The 23,697-nt window shown below is 69.2% G+C and carries 12 protein-coding genes; 3 read left to right on the top strand and 9 right to left on the bottom strand.

The features are described 5' to 3' along the window. Positions 1–16: 16 nt before the first annotated feature. From AC3D24_RS03785 to AC3D24_RS03770, 4 genes are read right to left on the bottom strand one after another with little or no spacing between them, the layout of a single operon-like run. Entirely contained in the window at positions 17–1,120 is a 1,104-nt protein-coding gene (locus tag AC3D24_RS03785) for an ABC transporter permease (protein ID WP_489028330.1), read from the bottom strand. Beyond that, positions 1,117–2,253, bottom strand: a complete 1,137-nt coding sequence (locus AC3D24_RS03780; protein WP_489028328.1) for an ABC transporter permease — start codon at positions 2,251–2,253, stop codon at positions 1,117–1,119. The genes AC3D24_RS03785 and AC3D24_RS03780 overlap by 4 nt, the downstream gene beginning before the upstream one ends. Beyond that, positions 2,250–3,251 carry an HlyD family secretion protein gene (locus tag AC3D24_RS03775; RefSeq protein WP_489028326.1) on the bottom strand — a complete coding sequence of 334 codons (1,002 nt, stop codon included), beginning with the start codon at positions 3,249–3,251 and terminating at the stop codon, positions 2,250–2,252. Before AC3D24_RS03775 ends, AC3D24_RS03780 begins: the two co-directional genes overlap by 4 nt. Beyond that, positions 3,248–4,705 (bottom strand): TolC family protein, encoded by a 1,458-nt coding sequence (locus tag AC3D24_RS03770; protein WP_489028324.1) that lies wholly within the window; start codon positions 4,703–4,705, stop codon positions 3,248–3,250. Before AC3D24_RS03770 ends, AC3D24_RS03775 begins: the two co-directional genes overlap by 4 nt. Positions 4,706–4,961: 256 nt before the next feature. Between AC3D24_RS03770 and AC3D24_RS03765 the strand changes: the two genes are divergently transcribed. From AC3D24_RS03765 to rpsU, 3 genes are all read left to right on the top strand, one after another. After that, positions 4,962–5,300 carry a hypothetical protein gene (locus tag AC3D24_RS03765; protein ID WP_489028322.1) on the top strand — a complete coding sequence of 113 codons (339 nt, stop codon included), beginning with the start codon at positions 4,962–4,964 and terminating at the stop codon, positions 5,298–5,300. A 42-nt stretch (positions 5,301–5,342) separates the two neighbouring features. Beyond that, positions 5,343–5,474 (top strand): hypothetical protein, encoded by a 132-nt coding sequence (locus AC3D24_RS03760; RefSeq protein ID WP_489028320.1) that lies wholly within the window; start codon positions 5,343–5,345, stop codon positions 5,472–5,474. Between the two features lie 148 nt (positions 5,475–5,622). After that, positions 5,623–5,823: a 30S ribosomal protein S21 gene (rpsU, locus tag AC3D24_RS03755; RefSeq protein ID WP_489033032.1), complete on the top strand. Its 201-nt coding sequence runs from the start codon at positions 5,623–5,625 to the stop codon at positions 5,821–5,823. A 381-nt stretch (positions 5,824–6,204) separates the two neighbouring features. On the opposite strand, the gene AC3D24_RS03750 is transcribed toward rpsU, so the two are convergent. The 5 genes from AC3D24_RS03750 to AC3D24_RS03730 form a co-directional block, all read right to left on the bottom strand. Continuing rightward, positions 6,205–6,705: a MarR family transcriptional regulator gene (locus tag AC3D24_RS03750; RefSeq protein WP_489028318.1), complete on the bottom strand. Its 501-nt coding sequence runs from the start codon at positions 6,703–6,705 to the stop codon at positions 6,205–6,207. Beyond that, positions 6,702–7,889, bottom strand: coding sequence for an HlyD family type I secretion periplasmic adaptor subunit (locus tag AC3D24_RS03745; protein ID WP_489028316.1), 1,188 nt, complete (start codon positions 7,887–7,889; stop codon positions 6,702–6,704). Before AC3D24_RS03745 ends, AC3D24_RS03750 begins: the two co-directional genes overlap by 4 nt. Continuing rightward, positions 7,886–10,030: a type I secretion system permease/ATPase gene (locus tag AC3D24_RS03740; RefSeq protein WP_489028314.1), complete on the bottom strand. Its 2,145-nt coding sequence runs from the start codon at positions 10,028–10,030 to the stop codon at positions 7,886–7,888. The genes AC3D24_RS03745 and AC3D24_RS03740 overlap by 4 nt, the downstream gene beginning before the upstream one ends. Beyond that, the gene (locus tag AC3D24_RS03735) at positions 10,027–11,337 is read right to left on the bottom strand and encodes a TolC family protein (protein WP_489028312.1); all 1,311 of its coding nucleotides are present in this window, start codon (positions 11,335–11,337) and stop codon (positions 10,027–10,029) included. The genes AC3D24_RS03740 and AC3D24_RS03735 overlap by 4 nt, the downstream gene beginning before the upstream one ends. A gap of 164 nt (positions 11,338–11,501) precedes the next feature. Beyond that, on the bottom strand, positions 11,502–23,453 hold the full coding sequence (locus tag AC3D24_RS03730; RefSeq protein WP_489028310.1) for a BapA/Bap/LapF family large adhesin: 11,952 nt from the start codon (positions 23,451–23,453) through the stop codon (positions 11,502–11,504). Between the last annotated feature and the right edge of the window lie 244 nt (positions 23,454–23,697).

Genomic DNA, 23,697 nt, shown 5'->3' with positions numbered 1-23,697 from the left:
TCAGCGTCGGTATCGCTCAAGGCGATCGGCGACGTGACGACGATCGGTTCAGACGATAGGCGGCGAGCGCGCCGAACACGGCAAGCTGCGTCAGGAGGATCGCCACGGCACCGCGGACTTCGCCGAGCGATGCGCCCATCTGGTTGAGCGGTACGAAGATGTGCGTCGCCGGGGTGACGGGGATCATCCACGCGATCGCCTGTACCCAGCCGGGCATCGCGAACAGCGGCCACGCGAAGCCCGACAGGAAGACGAACGGGATCGACGTCGGGATGAGCAGTTTCAGCGCATCGTCGCCGCTCCGCACGAAGCTGCCGACCGTCAGCGCGAGGGCGGACACGGTCGCGGCGAACAGCGGTACGGTCAGCAGCAGCGCGGGAATGTTGCCGCCGTGCGGAATGTCCTGCAGCCAGTAGACCAGTCCGAAATAGAACAGCCCGCCGAGCGTTCCGATCGTCGTGCACGCGGCCCATGTTCCCAGGAACATGCCGTGCTGCCACCGACCCGTGCGGCGGCGCTCGGCGATCAGGCGGGCAACCGAGAACAGCAGCGTCTGCTGGAGAATGATGTTGGCGACAGCCGGGAAGATATAGTCGCGATAGCCCTCGGTGGTATTGAACAGCGGGCGGGTGACGACGGGTGTGACGGACACGGCCGCCGATCCCGCAAGCCCCGCCAGCCGCCCTTCGAGTGTCGCGCCGATCGCCGCACCGACCGTCTTTCCGACCGCCTCCGCGCGGAGCAGATAGGCGCCGTTGAGCCACACCGCGATGCCAGCGCCGGGCCGCCCCTCGATCAGCGCCGAACCGAGATCGTGCGGGATCAGCAGGATGCCCTCGGCCTGGCGGTTGCGGACGAGCATGCGCGCCGCCGCCATGTCCGATACGTCGGCGGCGATCTCCACCTCGTGTGCGGCGCCCAGGTTGCGGACGATCGCGCGCGAGACGGCACTGCGATCGGCGTCGACGACGACGATCGGCAGCCGTTCGACCACCTGATGCGCATAGGGTGCCGGGTAATAGAAGGCGTAGAACAGCACCGAGATCACCGCGACCGCGACCAGATCGCGCGTCCGCAGGATCTCGAGCAACGCGCCTTCGAAGGCCTGGCGAAAACTCATGCCGATTTACGCGCCTGCCGCCGCAGCAGCAGCGTCGCCCCGCCGCCTGCGACCAGTGCGGACAACGCAAGGATCGCCGCCTGCTTCGCCCAGATCGCGCCCGCCACGCCGATCGTCTGGTCCATCTCGAGCGTGACGTAATGGGTGAGCGGCAGGATCGCGCTCCAGATCCGCGCGACCGCGATGCCGCCGGTGATCGGCAGCGACGCGCCCGAATAGGCGAGCGCCGACCCCGCATAGATCACGCTTGCCGACAGGCTGGTGGCGACCTCGCCGGTCAGGACGATGAGCAACGTCGAGATCGCCGCGGTCGCGACGAACAGCAACAGTCCGCCGAGCGCGACGAGCCCGATCGCGCCGGTGAAGGCGAAGCCCTGCCCCAGGGTCAGCCACAACAGCCACAGGCACAGCCAGAGCGTGCCGATCACGACGTGCGGCACCAGCCGCCCCACAGCCGCCCTTGCGGGGGCTCCGACCCGGATCGCCCAAGGACCCATCGACCCGCCGACCAGCTCGCGCCCGAGCGACGCGGCGCAGGTCACGGCGATCAGCAGATGCAGGATCGCCGGACCGATCAGCAGACCGAGATACCATTCGAGACTGGCGGACGAATTGCCGAGCAGCGTCACCTGCACGCCCGGCAGCGGTACCCTGAGCAGCGCGATCCCGGCGAGGCCGGCGTTCGCGGGCGTCTGTCTGAGCAGGTCCGCGGTGATCGTCGCCTGCAGCAGCGCGGAGGTCAGCGCGCCGGTCGACAGGAATGCGGTCTGGTAGAAGATCTCGACCGTCCGCGGGGTCGCTGCCGTCCGACCGCTGCCAAGACCGGACGGGAGCACGACCACCGCAATCGCCCGCTCGCGCCGGATCGCGGAAAAACCGTCCGCGAGGCTGGACACTTCACCGACCACGGTCAGCGCATCGACCGCCTGGATCGCCCGGACGATCGACCGCGACGCGACGCTGCGATCCTGGTCGACGATCACCACGCCGAGGCCACGCGGCGAGCCCTGCGACAGCATGCCGCCCATTACGAGGAGGCAGACCAGCGGCACCAGCGTGAGCAGCGCGAGGTCGAACCGGTCGCGCCAGAGATGCGCGATTTCTTCGGCCAGCGCCCGCCGGAACGCGCTCATCGCGGCCAGTCGAACAGCACGCTCATCCCCGGTCGCAGATCCGCCACCCGCTCGGCCGGCCGCAACTGGACTGCGAACGCACGGACGTCGTACCCGCTCGACTGCCGCGTCGCGCGGACCGTCGCGAAGGCGGCTTCGGGCGCGATATGCGTGATGCGGAACCGGACGTCTCGACCCAGCGCCGGGACATGGCCGACCAGGATGCCGCCCGGACGGACGCCGGCATATTGGTTCTCGCGCACCGTGATCTCGACGCGCGGATGACCGATGTCGATCACTTGATAGGCCGGCAGCACCGGGCTGACGATCTCGCCCGGCTGGAGCAATTTGCGCGATACCTCGCCATCGATCGGCGACACCAGCCGGGTCTCGGTCATCAACGATCGCGCGGTCGACAGGCCCGCCTGCGCGATCCGGACCTGCGCCGCTGCGGCCTGCTTGTCCTCATTGCGCGGTCCTGCGAGCGCCTTTTCATATTGCAGCCGCGCGGCCTCGGCCGACATCCGGCTGCTGTCGCGCGCGGCATGCGCCTCGTCGCGTCGCTGGGCGGCGATGACCCCCTCAGCATAGAGCGTGTCCGCGCGGCGGCTCGAGGTCGCGCCGAGATCCGCCGCGGCCTGCGCCGACTGCCAGATCGCGCGGAGCGAGCCGACATCCTCGCTGCGCGCGCCGGCCTGCGCCACCGCATCGAGCGCCCGGGCGGTGTCGAGTGCGCCCTGCGCCTGGCGTTCGGCATTGCCCAGTTCGGGGCTCGACAGCGTCGCGAGTAGCTGCCCAGCCTTCACCCGCGCGCCCTCGTCGACCAGCAACCGGTCGACACGCGCCAACGCCTTGGTCGCGACGTTGACGCTGTCCGCCTCGACCATGCCCTGGATCTGCTCGGGCCCCGGTCGGCTGGCGAGCCACAAGCCGATGCCGACGATCGCCACCACGACGATCAGGCCGACGTACAACAGGATGCGCGCACGGCGGGTCGGCGGGGCGGTGGGATCGCTCATCGGTCGGTTCCGTAGGTGAGGCGCTGGTCGGCCTGGGCGAGGTGCGCGCCGAACGCATCGAGCCGGCTGGCCGAGGCGAGCAGTCCCGCGAGCGCGAGGTCGTATTCATAGGCGACGGCGATGCGTTGTGCCTCGGCGGTATCGAGTGCGGCCTGCGCGGCGATCACCGGCGTCGCGGTCCCCTCGCCTTCGCGGAACGCCACCGCTTGCACACGGACATTCTCGCGCGCCGCGATCAGGCTGCTGTCGAGCAGGACGAACGAGCGGCGCGCGCCTTCGACGAGATTGTACGCGCGGATCGTCGCGCTGGTGGCGATCCTGCGCGCTTCGGCGGCGGTATCCGCGGCGGCGGCCGCCTGCGAGCGCGCGGCGTCCTCGGTACGCCTGCGGTCGATGTTCGACAGGATGGTGTAGCGAACGCCGACGCCCGCGATCCAGTCGGGCTCGATCGGCAGCGCGTTCGAGCGGTTGAAATTATATTCGCCGAACGCGTAGGCCTGCGGCAGGCGGCGCGACCGGGCGAGCGCGACGCCGGCATCGGCGATCTGGCGCCCGGCGTCCGCGGTGCGCGCCTCCGGTGCCGTGCCCTCGCTGCCGAGATAGGTCTGGACTGGCGCGAGCGGACGGGTCTGCACGAACAGCGCGGTCGTCGGCACCACGCTGCCGTCGATCTCGAGCAGCCGCGCGAGTTCGTCGCGGGCGGTGGCGCTGGACAGGTCGGCACGCTGATAGGTGCGCTCGGCGGTGTCGCGCGCGACTTGTACCTCCAGCGTCCGGGCGTGCGGAATGACTCCCGCCGCCTCCAGCTTGCGCGAATCCGACAGGATCTTGTCGAGCGCATCGCGACTGTGGCGGGCGGCTTCGAGCAGCCCGGCGGCGGCCTGTTGCCCGAAATACGCGCGGATCAGGTTGATCCGCGCTAGATCGATCACCTGCGCGCGGCGTCCCTCGGCCATCGCGACGCCGCCTTGCGCCGCACGCTGGATCGCCGGGATCGCGCCGCCCGTATAGATTGGCATCGCCGCTTGCACGGTCGGCCGGAACACCTCGTCGCGGAAGCGGTAGCTGAGCTGGTCGGGGATCGCATCGAACAGCCCCGGCAGCGCCTGCGACAGCCGCCCGGTGATCTCGCTCGCGATCTGCTGGAACGCCGGAGGGACGCTGCCGGGAAAGGCCGCGAGGAAATCCTGGGTGTTGCCCAGCGCATCGCCCTTGGCGCCGGCGAGGTCGACCGACAGCGTCTTCTCGTAGACGAGATACTGCGCCGACGCAGTGACGATCGGTCGGTGCAGCGTCCGCATCGCATCCGCCCCCGCCTTGGCCGCATCGACACCGTGATCGGCTGCACTGAGCGCGCGCGAGGTCCGGTCGAACCGCATCTGCGCCGCGTCGAAGCTGAGCGCCGCCTGCGCGTCGGCCGTCGACGGGAAGGTCGCCGCCAGCGCGATCGCCATCGACCAATGCCACCTCCCCCTCACCGCATACGCCCTCGAAACCATTGTCGATGATCGCTGTAGCAGCGCAGTTCGATCGACGCGACGGGTATGCCGATCACGCGGGTCGCGCCGAGTATCGCTGTATGATGCCCCGGCCGGACGCTGCGCGGCGATCGCAAAGCCGAGGACCCGAAGCCGCGACAAGGCGGGTGACGCAGTGCCGGTCACGTCGTTAAGAGGCGAGCAGTACAGGTTCAGGAAATCGAGACAGCACATGGCCCGCAAGCATTCGAAACATGGCCCGTATGACGACCCGCAGACCGAAGAGGATACGCCGGTGGTAATCGTGCCGTGTTGGCTCTGCGGTCGGCCGACCGGCAAGACCATCGTCTGGCATCACCCCGTGCCGAAAAGCCGCGGCGGCCGCGACGTCGTGCCGATGCACCCGGTTTGTCAGCAGACTCTGACCACGAACTTCACCAACTCGGAATTGCAACGCCACGGTACCGACGTGGATGCCATCCTGGCGAACCCGACCATGCGCAAATTCGTCGACTGGGTTGCGAACAAGGACCCCGATTTCACCGCGGCGCCGGCCAAGAAGCAACGCTGACCCGAGCCTGTCTCCTGCAGATTCAGGCATGATTACAGGGAGATGGCCGACGATTTCGAAGCGGGACCGGGTTTGACCGCGGCCATCCCGATCACGGAGACCGTCGGCTGCGATCTCGGCACCGCGTTGACGGAGGTCCATACCGACATGAACGGCAATGGCCCGAATACATGATCGCGAAGCGGTCTGCGGCGGCATGCAGCGACCCGCCAAATGCAAGCTAAATGCAGTTGGTGTATTTCGCATCTTGGCCTGCACCGCTTCTGCTCATAAAGCGGGCGACGATCAACACAGCGCCACGACAGTCGAAAGCCGAGCTAGCATGCAAATTATCGTCCGCGACAACAATGTCGACCAAGCCCTCCGCGCCCTCAAGAAGAAGCTGCAGCGTGAAGGCGTCTACCGTGAAATGAAGCTTCGCCGGCATTACGAAAAGCCGTCCGAAAAGCGGGCGCGGGCGCACGCGGCTGCGATCAGCCGCGCTCGCAAGGCCGACCGCAAGCGCGCAGAACGCGATGGTTGAGCTTGGCATCTGGGCGCAGCATATCTGCTGACGACCGGATTTGCCGACTATTTGCCCTGAGCGAGACGGCAAAGCATGACGCGGCGTCTCCCGGGTTTATCTGCGACGTCCATGGCGATGGCAGCGGGCGCATCCCCGGCGGGGGTGCGCCCGTACGTTTGGTATGCCGGAACGGCACCCGTGCCCATGGTGGATCCTTGTACGCGGTCCAAGATGCCGGGTGCGCGCCGCGTCACACCGGAACGGGGGCAGTTTCAGCAGTCGTCCTGACGTTCGCACGACGCAGTATCGGGGCCTGGCGACCGGATCCGCCGGTCGGACGTGACCGAGGGGTCAAGGCTCGAATGCGTGCCCTGGCGAAGCGGTGAAGTCTCGTCTCGATCAGTCCCTGGCGTTGATCGTGCCGACATCCGGGTAGAAGGACCGCGGCGGCTTGGCGCTCTGTTCGCTGCCGGATGATCCGGCGTCGAACAGATGCTCGAGCATCGCGGCCATCGCCGACTGGCCCCGCGCGGTCAGCCCGACATGGACGCGGCGATGATCGGTCGGATCGGGATGCCGCGCGAGCAACGCCGCTTCCTGCAACCGATCGATACGCCGCATCGCGCTTGCGACGCTTTCCCCGGACATCAGGATCAGATCCTTGACGTAGAGACGCTCGCCAGTGGCCACCGCGATGAACAGGTCGATCATCATGTCCCATGCCGGATCGACGAGCAGGTCGCGCGGCAGGAACGCGCTCATCGTCGAGCGGAGTTGACGTGCCTGTCGGGCACGGGCGAGCAATGCGGGCGAGATCGCGACGAGTCCCCCCGCGGGCCCCCCTGCCCTGGCACGGCGCGCCGCCAGATCGACGGCGCCATCGGAACGCGGCGGGCTCATCGCTCCCTCAGCGCTTCCTGCGCGCGATTGAGCGGCTTCAGGAGGTACTGGAGGACGGTCTTGCTGCCGGTGTGGATGTCGACGGTCGCGACCATGCCCGGCGTGATCGCGAACTTGCGCCCGGTCTTGTTGGTCAGCGAATCCGACTTGGTCTGCACGAACACCCGGTAATAGAGGATATCGGGCTTCACTTCGTCACGGATCGTGTCGGGCGAGATGCTCGTCACCGTGCCTTTCAGGCCGCCGTAGATCGAATAGTCGTAAGCGGTGACCTTGACGTTCGCAGGCTGGCCGGGACGGATGAAAGCGATGTCGCGCGGCTGGATGCGTGCCTCGATCAGCAGGCGATCATCGAGCGGGACGATCTCCATGATCTTGCCGTTCGGGGGAACGACGCCGCCGATCGTCGAGATTTCGATGTTCTTCACCACGCCGCGCACCGGCGAGCGCAACGTCAGGCGCTGGAACGTGTCGGAGCGGCCACGTACCACCGGCGCCAGCGAGTCGACCTGCTCGGTGACCTTGGCGAGATCCTGCCGCGCCTCGACCATGTATTGCGAGCGGAGATCGGCCTTCTTCAGTTCGAGATCGGCGCGCTGGCGTTGCAGGCGCAGGACCTCGACGCTGCTGGCGGCACCGACCGCGATCAGCGACTGGCCGATCGCGACTTCGCGGCCGATCAATTGCAGCGATTCGTCGATCAGGCCGACCGACGATTGCAGGCTGCGACGACGGGTGTCGTACAACTGCGTCTCCGCGGCCTTGAGGTCGGGGTACGGCGCCAACTCGCTCGGGAACTGCAACGGCGTGCCGTTCGCCTCCGCCCGCAGCCGCGCTGCACTGGCGAGCGCGGCACGGTATTTGGCGGCGCTTTCGTCCATCGTCGAGCCCGCCTGGGTTGGATCGAGCTGGGCCAGCAGCTGCCCGGGTTTGACGATATCATCCTGCCGCACGAGCATCTTGGCGAGGATACCGCCCTCCAGCGATTGCAGCACCTGCTCGCGACTGGTCGGCACGACACGCGCCTCTCCGGTCGCCACTTCGTCGAGACTGGCGAGCCAGGCCCAGCCAAACATCGCTGCGAACATCGCCGCAAGGACCCAGACGAGCCGCTTGGACGACGCCAGCCGCGCCTCGCCTTCGCCGCCGAACAGATGGTCGTCCTCGGCTGTGATGGTGGTCATGCTGCAGCACTCCGCGTTCCGCGCATCGTCGCGAGCACCTGATCCTTGGGCCCGTCGAGAATGATCTTGCCGTTGTCGATGACGATGATCCGGTCGACGATGTCGAGCATCCGCATCCGGTGCGTCGCGACGACGATCGTCCGGGTCCGGCTCCAATGCCCGAGCCGCTCGATGAAGTGACGCTCGGCACCCTCGTCCATCGATGCGGTCGGTTCGTCGAGCAGCGCGACCATCGGTTGCCGCAATAGCAGCCGTGCGAGCAGCAACGCCTGCACCTGCCCGCCGGACAGGCCGAGCCCGCCCTCCTGCACGACATGGCCGAGCCCGTCGCGCAACCGGCGTACCATGCCCTCCGCGCCGACCATACCGAGGATCTCGACGATCTCCGCGTCGGATGCCGATGGCGCACCGAGCGTCAGGTTCTCGCGCAGCGTCCCGTGGAACAACCGGCTGTTCTGCGTCAGCAGGCCGATGTCGCGGCGGACGTCGGCCGGATCGATCTGGTGCAGCGCAAGCCCGTCGAGCAGGACCTCGCCCGACACGGGCTGGAGCATGCCCGACAGGCCCTGCAGCAGCGTCGACTTGCCCGCACCGTTACGCCCGAGCAGCGCGATCCGCTGACCCGCGGTGATATCGAGACTGGCGACCGACAGCGCCGGCGGCGCGTTGGGATCGGCATAGGTAAAGACGCCAGACCGGATCGTGAAGTCGCCGGTAACCGCCGGCAGCGGGATGCGGTGATCGCCGTCGGCGCTGTCGACGGGCAGCGCCATGATCTGGTTCAGGCTACCCATCGCGACGCGGGCGTGCTGCAACCGGCCGAGCAGCTGCGTGACCTGCGCCATCGGTGCCATCATCCGCGAGCCGAGGATCGAGGTGGCGACGAGCACGCCGGTCGTGATGTCGCCGGCGATCACCAGCGGCGCGCCGACGAAGATGATCGCGGCATACACCCCGTTCTGCACGCTCTGCGTCCAGACCGACAGGCCGTTGGTGACGCCGCGCAACCGCAACTGCGCCTCGCCCGCGACCGCGTTGTAGTGGTTCCACTGGTGGTGAAAGCGTTCCTCGGCCTGGAGCGCCTTGATGTCCTCGATCCCCTGCACCGCCTCGACCAGCATCGCGTTGCGGAGCGACGATTCGCGCATCGATTCGGTCGCCAGCATGCGCAGCTTGCGTTGCGAGAGGAGGCCCGGCAGCAACAGCAGGACCAGCGCGCCCAGCGGCACCAGCGCAAGCGCTCCGCCGATGTACCAGAGCACGGCGAGGAACAGGAAGAAGAAGGGCATGTCCGCCACCGTCGCGACCGTGGTCGACGTCAGCATGTCGCGCACCTGATCCAGATCGCGCAGCTGCGAGATGAAGGTGCCGGTCGACGCCGGCCGTGCGCGGTTGCGAACGCGCAAGGCATGCCCGAACACCCGGTCCGAGATGCGCAGGTCGGCGCGCTTGCCCAGCACGTCGACGATGTTGGTACGCAGCCGCCGCAACGCGAAGTCGAAGCCGATCGCGATCAGCACGCCCATGAACAGGATGGTCAGCGTCGGGATCGACCCCGCCGGCACGACCCGGTCATACACCTGCATCCAGAACAGGACGCCCGCGAGCCCCAGGCAGTTGGTCACCACCGACGCGACCATGACATGGCCGTAGGAGGGCGCGTCTCGCATCAGGATCTGCCGCAGCCAGTGATCCTGGAACGGGCGGATATAGGTGTCGACGCGCATGTCGGGCGCGGAACGGGACGGACGCGGGATGACGAACCCGGTCGCCGACTCCATCAGTTCGGCGAGCGTCAGCCGGGTCTGGCCGCCACGATCGCCGGGCAGCGTCAGGCGGACCTGATCGTCGGCATCGATCCCCTCGATCAAGGCGATCTCGCCATCGGCGAAGCGCACGATCGCGGGCAGTCGCCAGCTCGTCAGGCGGACCGCGCGCGGCGTCTCGAACCGCACGGTCAGGCCGGTCGCGCGGCCCAGTGTCCGGATGCGGGTCTCGTCGTCGCCGCCGAGATCCCATTGCACCGCGAGCCGCGCGCGCTGTTCGGACACCGGCAGGCGGTAATGCCGTGCCACGCGGCCGAACAGTTCGAGCCAGCTGTCGATCGCCATGGCTGGCGACGGGGCGAGCACGGCGCTCACAGCGTCACCCCGCGCAACGTCGTGCCCGAGAACCCGAAGGCATCGCGCATCCGCCCGGACAGGAACAGGCAATCGACCTGAAGCCGCCGCAGATCGTGCGCCGAGTTGATCGCCTCGAAGCGGACCTGCTGAAGTTCCTGCTCGGCGTTGAGCAGGTCGACGAGCGTCCGGGTGCCCATCTCCAGATACTGGATCCGGTAGAGCCGATTGGTCTCGCGCATGTTGCCCTGCCGCGAGACCAGCGTGTCGATCACACGCGTGTAACTGTCGATCTGTTGCTGCGCTTCGGCCATGCCCTGGCTGGTATCGAGCCGCGCACGCCGCGCGCTCGCCTGAGCCGCATCGAGTTCATACCCCGCGCCGCGCAGTCGTGCCTTGGTCACGCCGCCGGAGAAGACGTTGCTCGAAACCCGCAGGCCGAAATTGTAGATGCTGCGCTGGCCGAACGGCGAGGCGATGTCGCTGGAGGCGTCGCCGCCCAGCGATACGGTCGGATAGCGATCGGCGCGGCTCCGGCGGACGGTGACGTTGGCCCGGTCGATCAGCGCGTCGGCGACCATCACCGACGGCACGGTGTTCCATTCCGGCATTGGCCTGGAACAGCTGCGCATCAACCAGTCCGGCACGTCGGGCGCGACCGCCGATGGCGGCGTGTCGCGATTGAGCAGATAGGCGAGATTGCTGGTCCAGCGCCGCTTCGATGCCTCGATCTGGGTCACCGTAGCGCTCGCCGCCTCGACCCGCGCTTCGGCCTGGAGTGCATCCGATTGCGTCGCCGCGCCCATCTTCGAACGCTGACCGACCAGCGCGCTGATCTCTTCGATCCGCGATGCCTGGTCCTGCGCGACGGCGTACAGTGCGGTTGCGCGCTGGAGCTCGATGACGGCGTACGCGCTTTCGCGGATCAGCGTATCGACTGCGAGCAACAGTTCGGCGCGGCCACCGCGCGTCCCTGCCCGTGCGGCCGCGACGTCGCTCGATACCTTGCCGAAATCATAGAGCATCTGGGATGCGCCGACCTGTGGTCGCGGGCGCCAGGAGCCCGATACGCGGTTGTCATAGCCACTGCCGACGCCGGTGCTGACGGTCGGCAGATACCCGGCGCGGGCCGCATTGATTTCCTCGCCGCGGGCGCTGAGGACGCCGGCCGCCTCGGTGATCGACGGATGCCAGGTCAACGCCTCCTTGGCGGCTTCGGCAAGGGTCACGGGCGCCGTCCGGTCAGCCACCGTTACCGGCAGCATGTCCGATACCGGCCCCGTTCCCTTGTCCTCTGCTCTGCCGATACCGCCCAAGCCCAGCGACATCACGCCGCCTAGTGCAAGTATCGATCGTACGTATCGTGCGCTGTATTGCATGGGTACCGGGTCCTCTGCGTCGAACACACAGAAGACCCGGTACCTTTAATAAAATGTATAAGGCTAGAGCCTTTACAGCATTGATTTCATTATATTAAATCCGTTCTGAGTTCTTAATAAACGGAATTGGTATTGGTACCGTGCCGGTCCGGATCTTCCGGCGCGACGATATAGTCGAGTGGATCGGCCATTGCCGGCATCGCCACATCGACGGCGAAGGTCGGGTGTCCTGTTTCGCCAACGCCTTCCAGCGCGGTGTGCTGTTCCGGCGGGAGGTAGTTCGCCAGGACGTGCTCCAGATCGCCCTGCCCTTCGAACACGTCGTAGATCGCGCGCCCGATCGCGTTGCTGTCGTGGGCCGCCGTCACCGATGCATCCGCATCGACCGCAGGGGCAAGGAACGCATCGAGCGCGATGACGTCCGTTTCGACGGTGACGTGGCTGGTGACGTGGCTGGCCAGACTTGCCGCCGCGGCCCCGTTGTCTCCCGGCACGTCGATCGTCACCGTCAGCGTGGACGTCGCCACGGTGCCGTTGGGCTGGATCACCTGGTAGGTGAACGTATCCAGCAGATCGACCGCCGAATAGCCGAGCGTCGGACTTGGACGATACAGGTAATCGCCCGTCTCATCGACCGTCAGCGTCCCGTGCTGGCCGGTCAGCACCACCGCGGTATCGCCGATTTCCGCAAAGCCGGTGCCCGCATCCACCCGGATTCCAGCGAACGCCGTGTGCGCGGTATCGTTTTCGAGCAGGTTGCCTGCCGCCGCCGCCGCGCTGCCCAGCGTGAACTGGTCGAGGAACGTCGTCGTCGCCCCGACCGACACCTGCGTTGCGAACGTCCCGGCCAGCGCGCTGCTCGAGATCGTGTAGGTGTAGTGCCCCGCCGGGAGATCCTCGACCGTGAACACGGTGCCGGTGCCGATCGGCAACCCGACGACCGCCACCTGCGTCACCCGGTCGATCACGGTGCCCGCGTCGTCGCGGACGGTCAGCGTGTAGCTCGGCAAGACCGAGAGACCGGGCGCGCGTGCCGCCGCGATCGAGATGTCCGCCACGCTGTTTGCCGCGACCGTGAAGCCGCCGGCCCCGGACCCCGTCGAAGCGAGACCGAGCGGACCGGTCGAGTTGAACGAGAACGCCGCTGCCGGTGCGGTCGTCGTCACGACGTTGTCGTACGTCACCGCTGCGACCGCCACGTCCGCGACGGCCACCGGCGCGCCGGTGATGTCGGGGCTGCCGATCGCGATCGACAGGATGGCGCTTTCGCGTTCGCCGTCGGTCGGATCGATCAACGTGTAGGTGAACGCATCGGTATGACCGATCGCGAGCGCGCTGGCATCCGGCGTGTAGGTATAACTACCGTTCAGATTGATCACCAGCGTGCCCCACGCGCCATCGACGACCGTGCCGTTCGCCGTGACCGCGGTGGTCACGCCGTTGATGGTCACGCTATCGACATGCGTGCCGGGTCCGACGATATCGACCGCGCCGCCCGCACCGGGATCGGTGATGACGTTGCCGGCCGCAGCGGAAGGCACCGCGCCGCCGATCGCGGTGAAGTCGGACTCGACCCCGCCGACGTTGAGGCTACCGAGCAGCCCGACGCCCAAGACACCATCGAAGGTGAGGAACGCGCGGTATTCGCCCGGGCCCAGCGTGTCGGTGGCGCTCAGATTGCCGTTGAGCAATCCGACCTCCAGCAGCGACGCGTTGCCCGACCCTTCGACTGCGACCCAGTTGGTCCCGTCGAAGCGCTGCACGACGACCGCATAGCCGCTGACCACGCCGACGTTCAGCAATGCATCATAGGTGAACACGGCGTCCAGGCTATGTCCGCCTTCCACGGTGAACTGCACGGCGGGTACCCCGAGCACCTGGGCCTGCAGGTTGACCACCCCGAGCGAGACGAGCGCGAGGTAGTTGGCGGTGCCGAAGTTCACCGCCGTGGTCGGCGGTACGAGGTCGATCGACGCGGTGTTCGTGTTGTCGAACGCGGCGATGTCGAACGGCGCGACGACGCTGCCGGGTAGCGAAGGGTTGCCCGCGGCATCCGTCTGCGTCACCGCAAGCGTCACCCCGGTGACCTGCGCCGTGGTCAGCGCGACCGTGAAGCTGCTGTCCGCGCCTACCACGCCGGTGCCGAGCAAGGCACCGCCACTGGTGCGAACCTCGACGCGCGCACCGGGTTCGCCGGTACCCGTTACCGACGTCCCGTCCCCCGCGACGACCAAAGCTGTCGGTGCGGACGGCGCGGTCAGATCGGGTGCGACCGCACTGGCCGGGTTGGACACGTTGCCGGCCGCGTCGCTCTGCGTTGCGACCAGCGTTTCGCCGTTGCGCTGCGGCGTATCGAGCGTGACCAGATAGGTGCCACCGCCGGAGACGATCGCGGTGCCCAGTATGACGCCGCCCTGACCCGTGATGGTGACCCTTGCGCCGGCCTCTCCGGTTCCCGTCACGACATCGCCGCCGCCGCCGACGGCGATCGAGGGCGTGACCGGCGCGGTGAGATCGGGTGCGATCGCAGGCACTGGCGGCGAGGCATTGCCCGCCCCGTCGGACTGCACGACGCTCAACACCTCGCCGTTGCGCTGCGCTACGTCGAGCGGCGCGGTGTAGGTGCCATCGGCGCCGACGATCGCGGTTCCAAGCACCGCGCCCGCGCGACTGACGGTGATCGTGGCACCAGGAACGCCGCTGCCGAGGACCGCGCCGCCATCGGCGGAAACGGTGGCAGTCGGCGAGAACGGCGCGGTATCGTCAGGCGCGATCGCGGTTGCGGGCGGCGATACGTTACCCGACGCATCGGCCTGCGTGACCGTCAGCGTCTGGCTGTCGGTCTGCGCGGAGGACAGCGGGACGACGTAGTTGCCGTCCGTGCCGACGATCGCCGTCCCGAGGGGACCGCCCGGCCCGGTGACGCTGACCGTCGCACCCGGTTCGCCGGTACCCGTGACGAACCCGCCATCGGCCGATACGGCCGCCGTCGGTACCGTCGGCGCCGTGGTATCGGGCGCGAGCGCAGGTGTCGTGGGAGACAAATTCCCGGTCGGATCGGTCTGACTTGCGGTCAGCAGTTCGCCGTTCGTCTGCGCGGTCGACAGCGTCACCGTGTAGCCGCCGCCCGCTGCGACCGTCGTCGATCCCAGGATGCCGCCACCGGGCGCGGTGATCGTCACGAGCGCGCCGGGTTCGCCGATGCCGCTCACGCTCGCGCCGTCCGCGGCAACGGTTGCCGTCGGCGCGGTCGGTGCGGTGGTGTCAGGTGCCGTGATCCCGGTCGGCAACGAGCCGTTGCCGGTGGGATCGGTCTGGATCACCGTCAGCGCCTGGCCATTGGCCTGGATCGACGACAGCGGCACGGTGAAGCTGCCGTCCGCCGCGACGACCGCGGATCCCAGGAGGCCGTTCGGGCCGGTGACGCTGACCGTCGCGCCGGCCTCGCCCGTGCCGGTCACGCTGGCGCCATCGGCACCGAGCACGGCCACGGGAGCGTCGGGCGCCGTCAGGTCGGGCGCCGTCGCGGTAGCAGGCGGCGAGACATTACCCGCCGCGTCTGCTTGCGTCGCGGTGAACGTTTCGCCGTTCAGGCGCGCCGGATCGAGCACGACCGTATAATTGCCGTCAGGCCCAACCAGGATAGGGCCGATCGCTGCGGCGCCGGGTCCGACGAGCGTGATGCTAGCGCCGGGTTCGCCCGTACCGCTCGCGCTCGCGCCATCGGTGGCGATCACCAGCGTCGGGATTGCCGGTGCCGTCAGGTCCGGTGCCGTGGCGGCGGCCGGCGGCGAGACGTTGCCGCCATTATCGGTCTGTGTCGCGGACAGGACCTCCCCGTTCAGCTGCGGCGTACCGAGCGTCGCGGAATAGGTGCCGTCAGCCCCGATCGTGGCGACACCGATCGCGGCGCCGGCGGGATCGGTCACGACGATCTGCGCGCCGGGCTCGCCGGTGCCGGTCACGATCGCACCGTCGGCCGAGACGACCGCGGTCGGTGCCAGCGGTACGACGAAGTCCGGGGCGATCGTGGAAGCCGGGCCCGACGCATTGCCAGCGGCATCCGCCTGCGTAGCGGTCAATGTCTCGCCGTTGATCTGCGGATCGCCGAGCGTGATCGTGTAGGTGCTGTCCCCGGCGACCACCGCCGTACCGACGATGCCATCGGGGCCGGTGATCGTCACGGTCGCGCCGGGCTCGCCCGTACCACTGACCACGGTGCCATCGCCGTTGATCGCGATGGTCGGCGCAACCGGCGCCGTGATGTCGGGCGCGAGCGTGGTGGCGGTCGGCGAGACATTGCCGGTCGGATCAGCCTGCACCACCGACAGCGTCTCGCCATTGGCCTGCACAGGCGTGAGCGACGCGGTGTAGGTGCCGTCCGCACCGACGATTGCCGTTGCAACGACGCCGCCGCCGGGCGCGGTGACCGTCACGGTCGCACCCGCTTCGCCGGTGCCGGTGACCACGGTACCGTCGCCATTGACGTCGGCCGTCGGAAGCGCGGGCGCGGTCAGATCCGGTGCGGTGGCGGCCACGGGCAATCCGGCATTGCCCTCCGGATCGACCTGGGTCGCGCTCAGGACCTCACCGTTGGTCTGCGCCGTCGTCAGCGTGGCGACGTAGGTGCCGTCGGCGCCGACCAGCGCAGTGCCGATCGCGAGCCCCGCAGGATCGCGGATCGTCACCGTTGCGCCGGCCTCGCCGGCCCCGGTCACGGTCGTGCCGTCACCGGACACGTCGGCGGTGAGACCCACGGGCGCATCGAAGTCGGGCGCAGCCGCGGTCACCGGCGGCGATACGTTGCCAGTCGGATCGTTCTGGATCGCACTCAGCACCTCGCCGTCGATCCGCGCCGGATCGAGAGCCAGCGTGTAGCTGCCATCCGCCGCGACGACGGTCGTGCCGATCGTGCTGCCATCGGGATTGCGCACGGTCACGGTGGCGCCAGGCTCGCCGGTGCCGTTCGCGGCGGTGCCGTCGAGCGTGATGGTGAGCGTCGGTGCGGTCGGTGCGGTGATGTCCGGCGCGGTCGCCAGCGTCGGCAGCGAAGCGTTGCCCGCCGCGTCGACCTGCGTCGCCTGGAGCTGCTCGCCATTGGCCTGGGCCGGCGAGAGAGCCGTGGAGTAGGTTCCATCAGCCGCAACGATGGCGGTGGCGATGGTCGCCCCGGTGGGACCGACGATCGAAACCGTCGCCCCCGGTTCGCCGGTGCCGGTCACTTGCGTGCCGTCACCCGAGACGGTCACCACCGGCGCTGCAGGCGCGGTGATGTCGGGCGCGGTGATGGCGACCGGGCCGGAGGCGTTGCCTGCCGCATCGGCCTGCGACACGGTCAGCGCTTCGCCATTGGCCTGTGCCGGGGTCAGCGTGACGGAATAGCTGCCGTCGGCGGCAACGACCGCGGTACCGATCACGGCACCGTTTGCGATCACGGACACCGTTGCGCCCGTTTCGCCGACACCGGTCACGACGCTGCCATCGGCGGCGATCGCCACCGTCGGCACGTCGGGAGCCGTGATGTCGGGCGCCAGCGCGCTCGCGGGCGCCGAGACGTTGCCGGCCGTATCGGTCAGCGTGACCGTCAGGGTGCCGCCATTGTCCTGCGCATCGGCGAGCGGCACCGTGAAGCTGCCATCGGGCGCGACGAGCGCGATACCGATCACTACCCCTGCGGCGTCGCGCACGGTTGCGGTCGTTCCCGCCTCTCCCGTGCCCGTCACTGCCGTACCATCCGCCACGACGCTCACCACGGGTGCCGTCGGCACGGTGATGTCGGGTGCGGTGATGGTGACCGGACCGGAGGCGTTGCCCGCCGCATCGGCCTGAGTCACGGTCAGCGCTTCGCCATTGGCCTGCGCCGGGGTCAGTGCGACGGAATAGCTGCCGTCGGCGGCAACGACCGCCGTGCCGAGCACCGCGCCGTTCGCATCCGTTACGGAGACGGTCGCGCCCGCTTCGCCGGCGCCGGTCACCGCGCTGCCGTCCACCGCGATCACCGCGGTCGGCACGTCCGGCGCCGTGATGTCGGGCGCCGCCACGTTGGCCGGCGGCGAGACGTTGCCTGCCGCGTCGGTGAGCGTGACCGTCAGGGTTCCGCCATTATCCTGCGCGTCGGCGAGCGGCACCGTGAAGCTGCCATCGGGGGCGACGAGCGCGCTGCCGATCACGACGCCTGCCGCATCGCGTACGGTCGCCGTGGTTCCCGCCTCGCCTGTGCCCGTCACCGCGGTACCATCCGCGGTGACGCTTGCCAGCGGCGCGGTGGGGACGATCAGATCCGATGCGGTCAGCGCGATCGGCGGCGAGACATTGCCCGCCCCGTCCGCCTGCGTGACGCTGAGCACCTCGCCATTGATCTGTGCCACGCTAAGCGTTGCGGCGTAGAAGCCGCCCGCGTTCACGAGCGCCGTGCCGAGCGGCGAGCCGTCGGCAGCGCGCACGGTGATCGTCGCGCCGGCTTCACCCGTTCCGGTAACGACGTTGCCGGTCGCATCGAGCGCCGCCGTCGGTGCGATCGGCGCGGTCAGGTCGGGTGCTACCGCGGTTGCCGGCGGCGAGACGTCGCCATCGGCTTCGGTCTGCGTGACGCGGATGGTCTCGCCGTCGATTCGGGCCGGCGTGAGGGCTACGCTGTAGCTGCCATCGCCATTGGCGACGCCGGTTGCGATCACCGCGCCGTTGGCGTCGTAGACCGTGATCGCTGCGCCGCCGATCGCGGTGCCTGCCACGGTCGTACCGTCGGCACCTACTGCCGCGGTCGGCGCGTCGGGATCGGTATCCGCGAAAAGATCGGGCGCGGTCGTCGTCGCTGGCGGCGAGACATTGCCCGCACCATCGGTCTGTCGAACGGTCAGCACTTCACCATCGACCTGCGCGGACGATAGCGTTGCCGTGTAGGTGCCATCGGCCGCAACGACGGCGTTGCCGATCACCACGCCGAGTGGATCGCGAATGACGACTGCCGCCCCGGCTTCTCCGGTCCCGGTGACACTCAGGCCATCCGCGCCGACCGTCGCGACCGGCGCGTCGGGCGCGGTGAGATCGGACGCAGTGAGTGGCGTGGGAACGGAGGTGTTGCCCGCCGCATCCGTCTGCACGACGGACAGCGCCTGGCTGTCGACCTGCGGGGCGGCGAGGACGACCGTGTAGGCGCCCTGCGCGTTGACGAGCGCGGTGCCGAGTTCCGTCCCGCCCGCATCGCGGACCGAGACGGTCGCGCCGACTTCGCCGGTGCCGGTCACGATCGTACCGGACGGGTCGAGCGCGGCATCGGGCGCCGGCGGCGCCGTGATGTCGGGTGCCGTCAGTGCCAGCGACGGAGAGGCGTTGCCGGCCGCATCGGTCTGCACGACACTCAGCGCCTCGCCATTGGCCTGTGCAGGCGTGAGGGTGACGCCGAAGCTGCCATCGGCGGCGACGATCGCGGTACCGATGGTCGTTCCGGCGGCGTCGACGACGACGATCCGTGCGCCGGCCTCACCGGTACCCGATACCCGCGTGCCGTCGCCGTTGATCGCGGCGTCCACAGGCGCGGGCGCGGTGAAGTCGGGCGCGATTGTCGTGGCGACGCCGGACACGTTGCCGGCGGTGTCCGCCTGCGTTGCGGTCAACGTCTCGCCATTGACCTGCGCCGTGCTCAGCTGTGCGGTGTAGGTGCCGCCGGCATCGACCAGCGCGGTGCCGATCGCGACACCTGCGGGGTCGGTGATGGTGACGGTGGCGCCCGGCTCGCCGGTGCCGGTTACGGCCGTGCCGTCGGCGTTGACGGCGACCGTCGGAGCGGCAGGTGCGGTCACGTCGGGCGCGACGATGCTGACGGGCGCGGAGGTGTTGCCCGCGGCATCGGCCTGCGTCACGGTCAGCGTCTCGCCATTGGCCTGCGGCGTGGTGAGCGTCACGACATAGCTGCCGCCGGCGCCGACCGTCGCGGACCCGATGACTGCGCCGCCGGGTGCGGTGACGGTGACGATGGCACCAGGCTCGCCGGTACCAGCGACCAGGCCGCCATCGCCGGACAGCGTCGCGGTGGGCGTACCGGGCGCGGTGATGTCGGGCGCGATCGCGTTGACAGGCGTCGAGACGTTGCCGGCGGTGTCGGTCAGCGTGACGGACACGGTCTCGCCATTGGCTTGCGGGGTTGCGAGCGGCGCCGAATAGGTTCCGTCGGCAGCAACGATCGCGCTGCCGATCACGACGCCCGCGGGATCGCGGACCGTGACGGTGGTGCCAGCCTCGCCGGTACCGGTGACGGCACTACCGTCGGGCGCGACCGTGGCGACAGGCGCATCGGGTGCAGCGAAGTCGGGGGCGGCAAGGCGGGCTGGCGGCGAGACATTGCCAGCCGCGTCGGCCTGCGTCACCGAAATCGTGCCACCGGCATTCTGCACCGGATCGAGCGTGACGGCGTAGTCGCCGTTTGCGTTCGCGGTGGCAGTGCCCAGCACGGTGCCATCGGCGGCGCGCACGGTGACCGTGGCGCCTGCCTCGCCGCTACCGGTGACCACGGCGCCGGTCGCATCCAGGGTCGCGCCGGGGGCTTCGGGGGCGGTCAGGTCGGGTGCGATGGCGGTGGCGGGCGGCGAGACGTCGCCGTCCGCATCGGCCTGCGTGACGCTGATCGTCTCGCCGTCGATGCGCGCCGGCGTAAGGGCGACGGAATAGGTCCCGTCGGCACCTGCGACACCGGTACCGATGATCGTTCCATCGGCATCGTACAGCGTGATCGCGGCGCCCGCGACGGCGACGCCGGTCACGGCCGTGCCATCGGCGGCGACCGTGGCGGTCGGTGCATCGGGCGCGTCGTCGAGGACCAGATCGGGTGCGGTCGCCGTCGCGGTGGGCGAGACGTTGCCGGCGGCGTCGGCCTGACGCACCGTCAGCACCTCGCCGTCGATCTGTGCCGGCGTGAGTACCGCGGTATAGCTACCGTCTGCGCCGACGACTGCGGTCGCGATGACCGCGCCGACCGGGCTGCGGATCGTCACGGTCGCGCCGACTTCGCCCGAGCCGCTGATGCTGGCGCCGTCGCCGCCGACGATGCCGGTCGGTGCGAGCGGTGCGGTCAGGTCGGGTGCGACCAGCGTGGCGGCGGGCGATATGTTCCCGGCCGCATCCGCCTGCGTTACCGACAGCGTCTCGCTATTGCCCTGCACGGCGGCAAGCGTGATCGCATAATTGCCCTGCGCGCCGACCGTCGCGGTGCCGAGCACGATACCATCCGCATCGCGGACCGTGACGGTGGCGCCTGCTTCGCCCGAACCGGTGACGATCGTACCATTGGCGTCGAGCGTCGCGGCGGGCGCTAGCGGTGCCGTCACATCGGGTGCGGTCAGCGCCAATGGCGGCGCCGCATTGCCGGCCGCATCCACCTGGGTCGCGGTGAGCTGTTCGCCATTTGCCTGCGCCGGGGTCAGCGCGGCGGTGTAGCTGCCGTCTGCCGCCACGGTCGCCGTGGCGATCACCGTGCCGCTCGGGTCTGCGAAAACGACGCGCGCACCCGGCTCGCCGGTGCCGGCAACGGAGGTGCCGTCAGCGCTGATCGTCGCGGTCGGCTGTGCCGGCGCGGTGAAGTCGGGCGCGATGGTGCTGGCGGTGCCGGACGCATTGCCGGCGGCATCGATCTGGCGTGCGTCGATCACCTCGCCGTCGACCTGGGGTGCCGAGAGAATCGCGGTATAGCTGCCGTCGGCGGCAACCGTGACCGTGGCGAGCGTCGTGCCTGCCGGATCGGTGATGACGACTTGCGCGCCGGGCTCGCCGGTACCGCTGACCTGCGTTCCGGTAGCGTCGATCGCGATCGTCGGCAGTGCGGGCGCGGTGAGATCGGGCGTGCCGAGATCGACGGTCGGCGAGACGTTGCCGGCGGGATCGGTCTGGACGACGGTCAGCGTGGTGCCGTCGACCTGCGCCGGTACGAGCGGCGCCGCGTAGCTGCCGTCGGCGCCGACGACGACGGTCGCGATCACCGCGCCCGTCGCATCGCGGACCGTCACGGTCGCGCCCGGTTCGCCCTGGCCCGTCACCTGCGACCCGTCGCCGGCAATGGCCGCGGTCGGCGCGGTCGGCGCGGTCAGATCGGGGGTGGCGATCGTGACGGGCGCCGAAACATTGCCGGCGCCGTCGGTCTGCACGATCGACAGATTGGTCCCGTCGACCTGCGGGGTCGGTAGTGTCAGCGTGTAGGTCCCATCGGGCGCGACGACCGTCGTACCCACGATTGCGCCGGTCGAGTCCGTGACCGACACTGTGGCACCGGGCTCGCCGCGACCGGTGACCTGCGTTCCATCATCCGCGATCGTCGCCGTCGGCGCGGTCGGGGCGGTCAGATCTGGCGTCGTCGCAGTGACGGGCGGCGACACGTTGCCGGCAGCGTCTGCCTGGACGATCGAAAGCTCGGCGCCATCGACGCGGGGAGCCGCGAGCGTCACGGTATAGGTTCCATCGGCTGCGACGACCGCGGTACCGAGCACCGTTCCGGCCGGATCACGCACGGTAACCGTCGCGCCGGGTTCACCGCGACCGGTCACCTGGGTCCCATCGCCTGCAATCGTCGCCGTCGGCGCGGTCGGCGCAGTCAGGTCGGGCGTTGCCGCCGTCACCGGTGCGGACACGTTGCCGGCAGCGTCCGCCTGGACGATCGAAAGCTCGGCGCCATCGACGCGGGGAGTCGCAAGCGTCACGGTATAGGTTCCATCGGCTGCGACGACCGCGGTACCAAGAACTGTTCCAGCGGGATCCCGCACGGTCACCGTGGCGCCGGGCTCACCGCGACCGCTGACCTGGGTTCCATCGCCGGCAATCGTCGCCGTCGGGGCGGTCGGCGCAGTCAGGTCGAGCGTTGCCGCCGTCACCGGAGCGGACACGTTGCCGGCAGCGTCCGCCTGAACGATCGAAAGCTCGGCGCCATCGACGCGGGGCGTTGCAAGCGTCACGGTATAGGTTCCGTCGGCTGCGACGACCGCGGTACCGAGCACCGTTCCGGCCGGATCGCGCACGGTCACCGTCGCGCCGGGCTCACCGCGACCGGTCACCTGCGATCCGTTCCCGGCGACCGTTGCGGTCGGCGCGGCCGGCGCGGTCAGGTCGGGCGTAGCGGCGGAGACAGGCGCGGAGACATTGCCCGCGGCGTCGGTCTGGACGATCGACAGCGGCGCGCCATCGACACTCGGCACGGCCAGGGCGACGCTATAGGTGCCGTCCGCAGCGACGACGGCCGTGCCGATCACGACGCCGGCGGCGTTGGTGACGGTCACGGTCGCGCCAGGTTCGCCACGACCGGTGATCGTCGTTCCCGTCGCATCGACGGTCGCGCTGGGGGCGGCGGGTGCGGTCAGATCGGGCGTTGCAGCCGTCGTCCCGCCAGAGACGTTGCCGGCGGGGTCGGTCTGCGTGACGACGACCGGATCGCCCTTGATCTGCGGGGCCGTCAACGTGACCGAATACGTGCCATCGGCGCCGACGACGCCGGTCCCGATCACCGCGCCGCTGGCATCACGAACCTGGATCGTCGCACCCGCCTCGCCGGTTCCGTTCAGCACCGCGCCGTCGCCGCGCACGGTGACGGTCGGGGGCGACGGCGGCGTGGTGTCGGGCGTGACGCCCCCGCCGGTCCCGGGATTGGGCTGGCTGGGCTTGTCGTCGCCGCCACCACCGCTGGCGGCAACCGCAGCCAGGCCGGCCACGCCCGCGACGCCGGCCAGGATCGCCGGCAGTGCGAGCGACGATCCGCCGCCCGATGCGACGACCGCGGTGAGATCGTCGAGGTCCTCGATCAGCGAGAAGCGTGCCGGCGTGCTCGCCGTATGCGCAAGCCACAGGGTGCCATCCGGCTCACGCAGGACGATGTCGTTCGGGACGGTGACGTTGTCGGGGTAGAAATCGACGACCCGGATCTGTTCGCCGCTGACCAGCTTGACGACGAGATCATGGCCCTGTCGTTCGAAGCCCGCGACGTCGGCACGTGCGATGTCGAGCCGGACGATGCTCGGCGCATTGAGATCGATAGTATCGCTGGAAACCTGGCTGATGGTGCCGGTGGCCTTCGAGATCACATCCACGTTCATCGCTGTCTACTCCTGGATCGCACTGCATTTGGCTCCCCCCGACCAAGCGATGATCGAGAGCGGCAAATTCCCGCGAGGATTGAACGGCGCATCTGGTTGCAGCGATGCTAGGATTCCGCTTTCGGAACTAATTTGGATCGGGAGGCGTTCGACGGCGCGTTTTCACCGCCGTCGTCGACACCGACCGACGATCGCCTGGGATGTTCGTCGAGAGACCGGACCACATCTGGTGCGTGCACCGGAC

It is taken from the genome of Sphingomonas sp. SL1004, from assembly GCF_057815015.1.
The sequence above is the reverse complement of the archived record's forward strand: the minus strand, read 5'-3'. Positions and strand labels throughout refer to the sequence as shown.

What these genes read in the sequence shown, in the direction of transcription:
- AC3D24_RS03770 (WP_489028324.1), bottom strand. Translation starts at nt 4,705, where the DNA reads ATGGCGATCGCGCTGGCGGCGACCTTCCCGTCGACGGCCGACGCGCAG.
- AC3D24_RS03760 (WP_489028320.1), top strand. Translation starts at nt 5,343, where the DNA reads ATGGCCGACGATTTCGAAGCGGGACCGGGTTTGACCGCGGCCATCCCG.
- rpsU (WP_489033032.1), top strand. Translation starts at nt 5,623, where the DNA reads ATGCAAATTATCGTCCGCGACAACAATGTCGACCAAGCCCTCCGCGCC.
- AC3D24_RS03745 (WP_489028316.1), bottom strand. Translation starts at nt 7,889, where the DNA reads ATGACCACCATCACAGCCGAGGACGACCATCTGTTCGGCGGCGAAGGC.
- AC3D24_RS03730 (WP_489028310.1), bottom strand. Translation starts at nt 23,453, where the DNA reads ATGAACGTGGATGTGATCTCGAAGGCCACCGGCACCATCAGCCAGGTT.
- AC3D24_RS03775 (WP_489028326.1), bottom strand. Translation starts at nt 3,251, where the DNA reads ATGAGCGATCCCACCGCCCCGCCGACCCGCCGTGCGCGCATCCTGTTG.
- AC3D24_RS03735 (WP_489028312.1), bottom strand. Translation starts at nt 11,337, where the DNA reads ATGTCGCTGGGCTTGGGCGGTATCGGCAGAGCAGAGGACAAGGGAACG.
- AC3D24_RS03785 (WP_489028330.1), bottom strand. Translation starts at nt 1,120, where the DNA reads ATGAGTTTTCGCCAGGCCTTCGAAGGCGCGTTGCTCGAGATCCTGCGG.
- AC3D24_RS03780 (WP_489028328.1), bottom strand. Translation starts at nt 2,253, where the DNA reads ATGAGCGCGTTCCGGCGGGCGCTGGCCGAAGAAATCGCGCATCTCTGG.
- AC3D24_RS03750 (WP_489028318.1), bottom strand. Translation starts at nt 6,705, where the DNA reads ATGAGCCCGCCGCGTTCCGATGGCGCCGTCGATCTGGCGGCGCGCCGT.
- AC3D24_RS03765 (WP_489028322.1), top strand. Translation starts at nt 4,962, where the DNA reads ATGGCCCGCAAGCATTCGAAACATGGCCCGTATGACGACCCGCAGACC.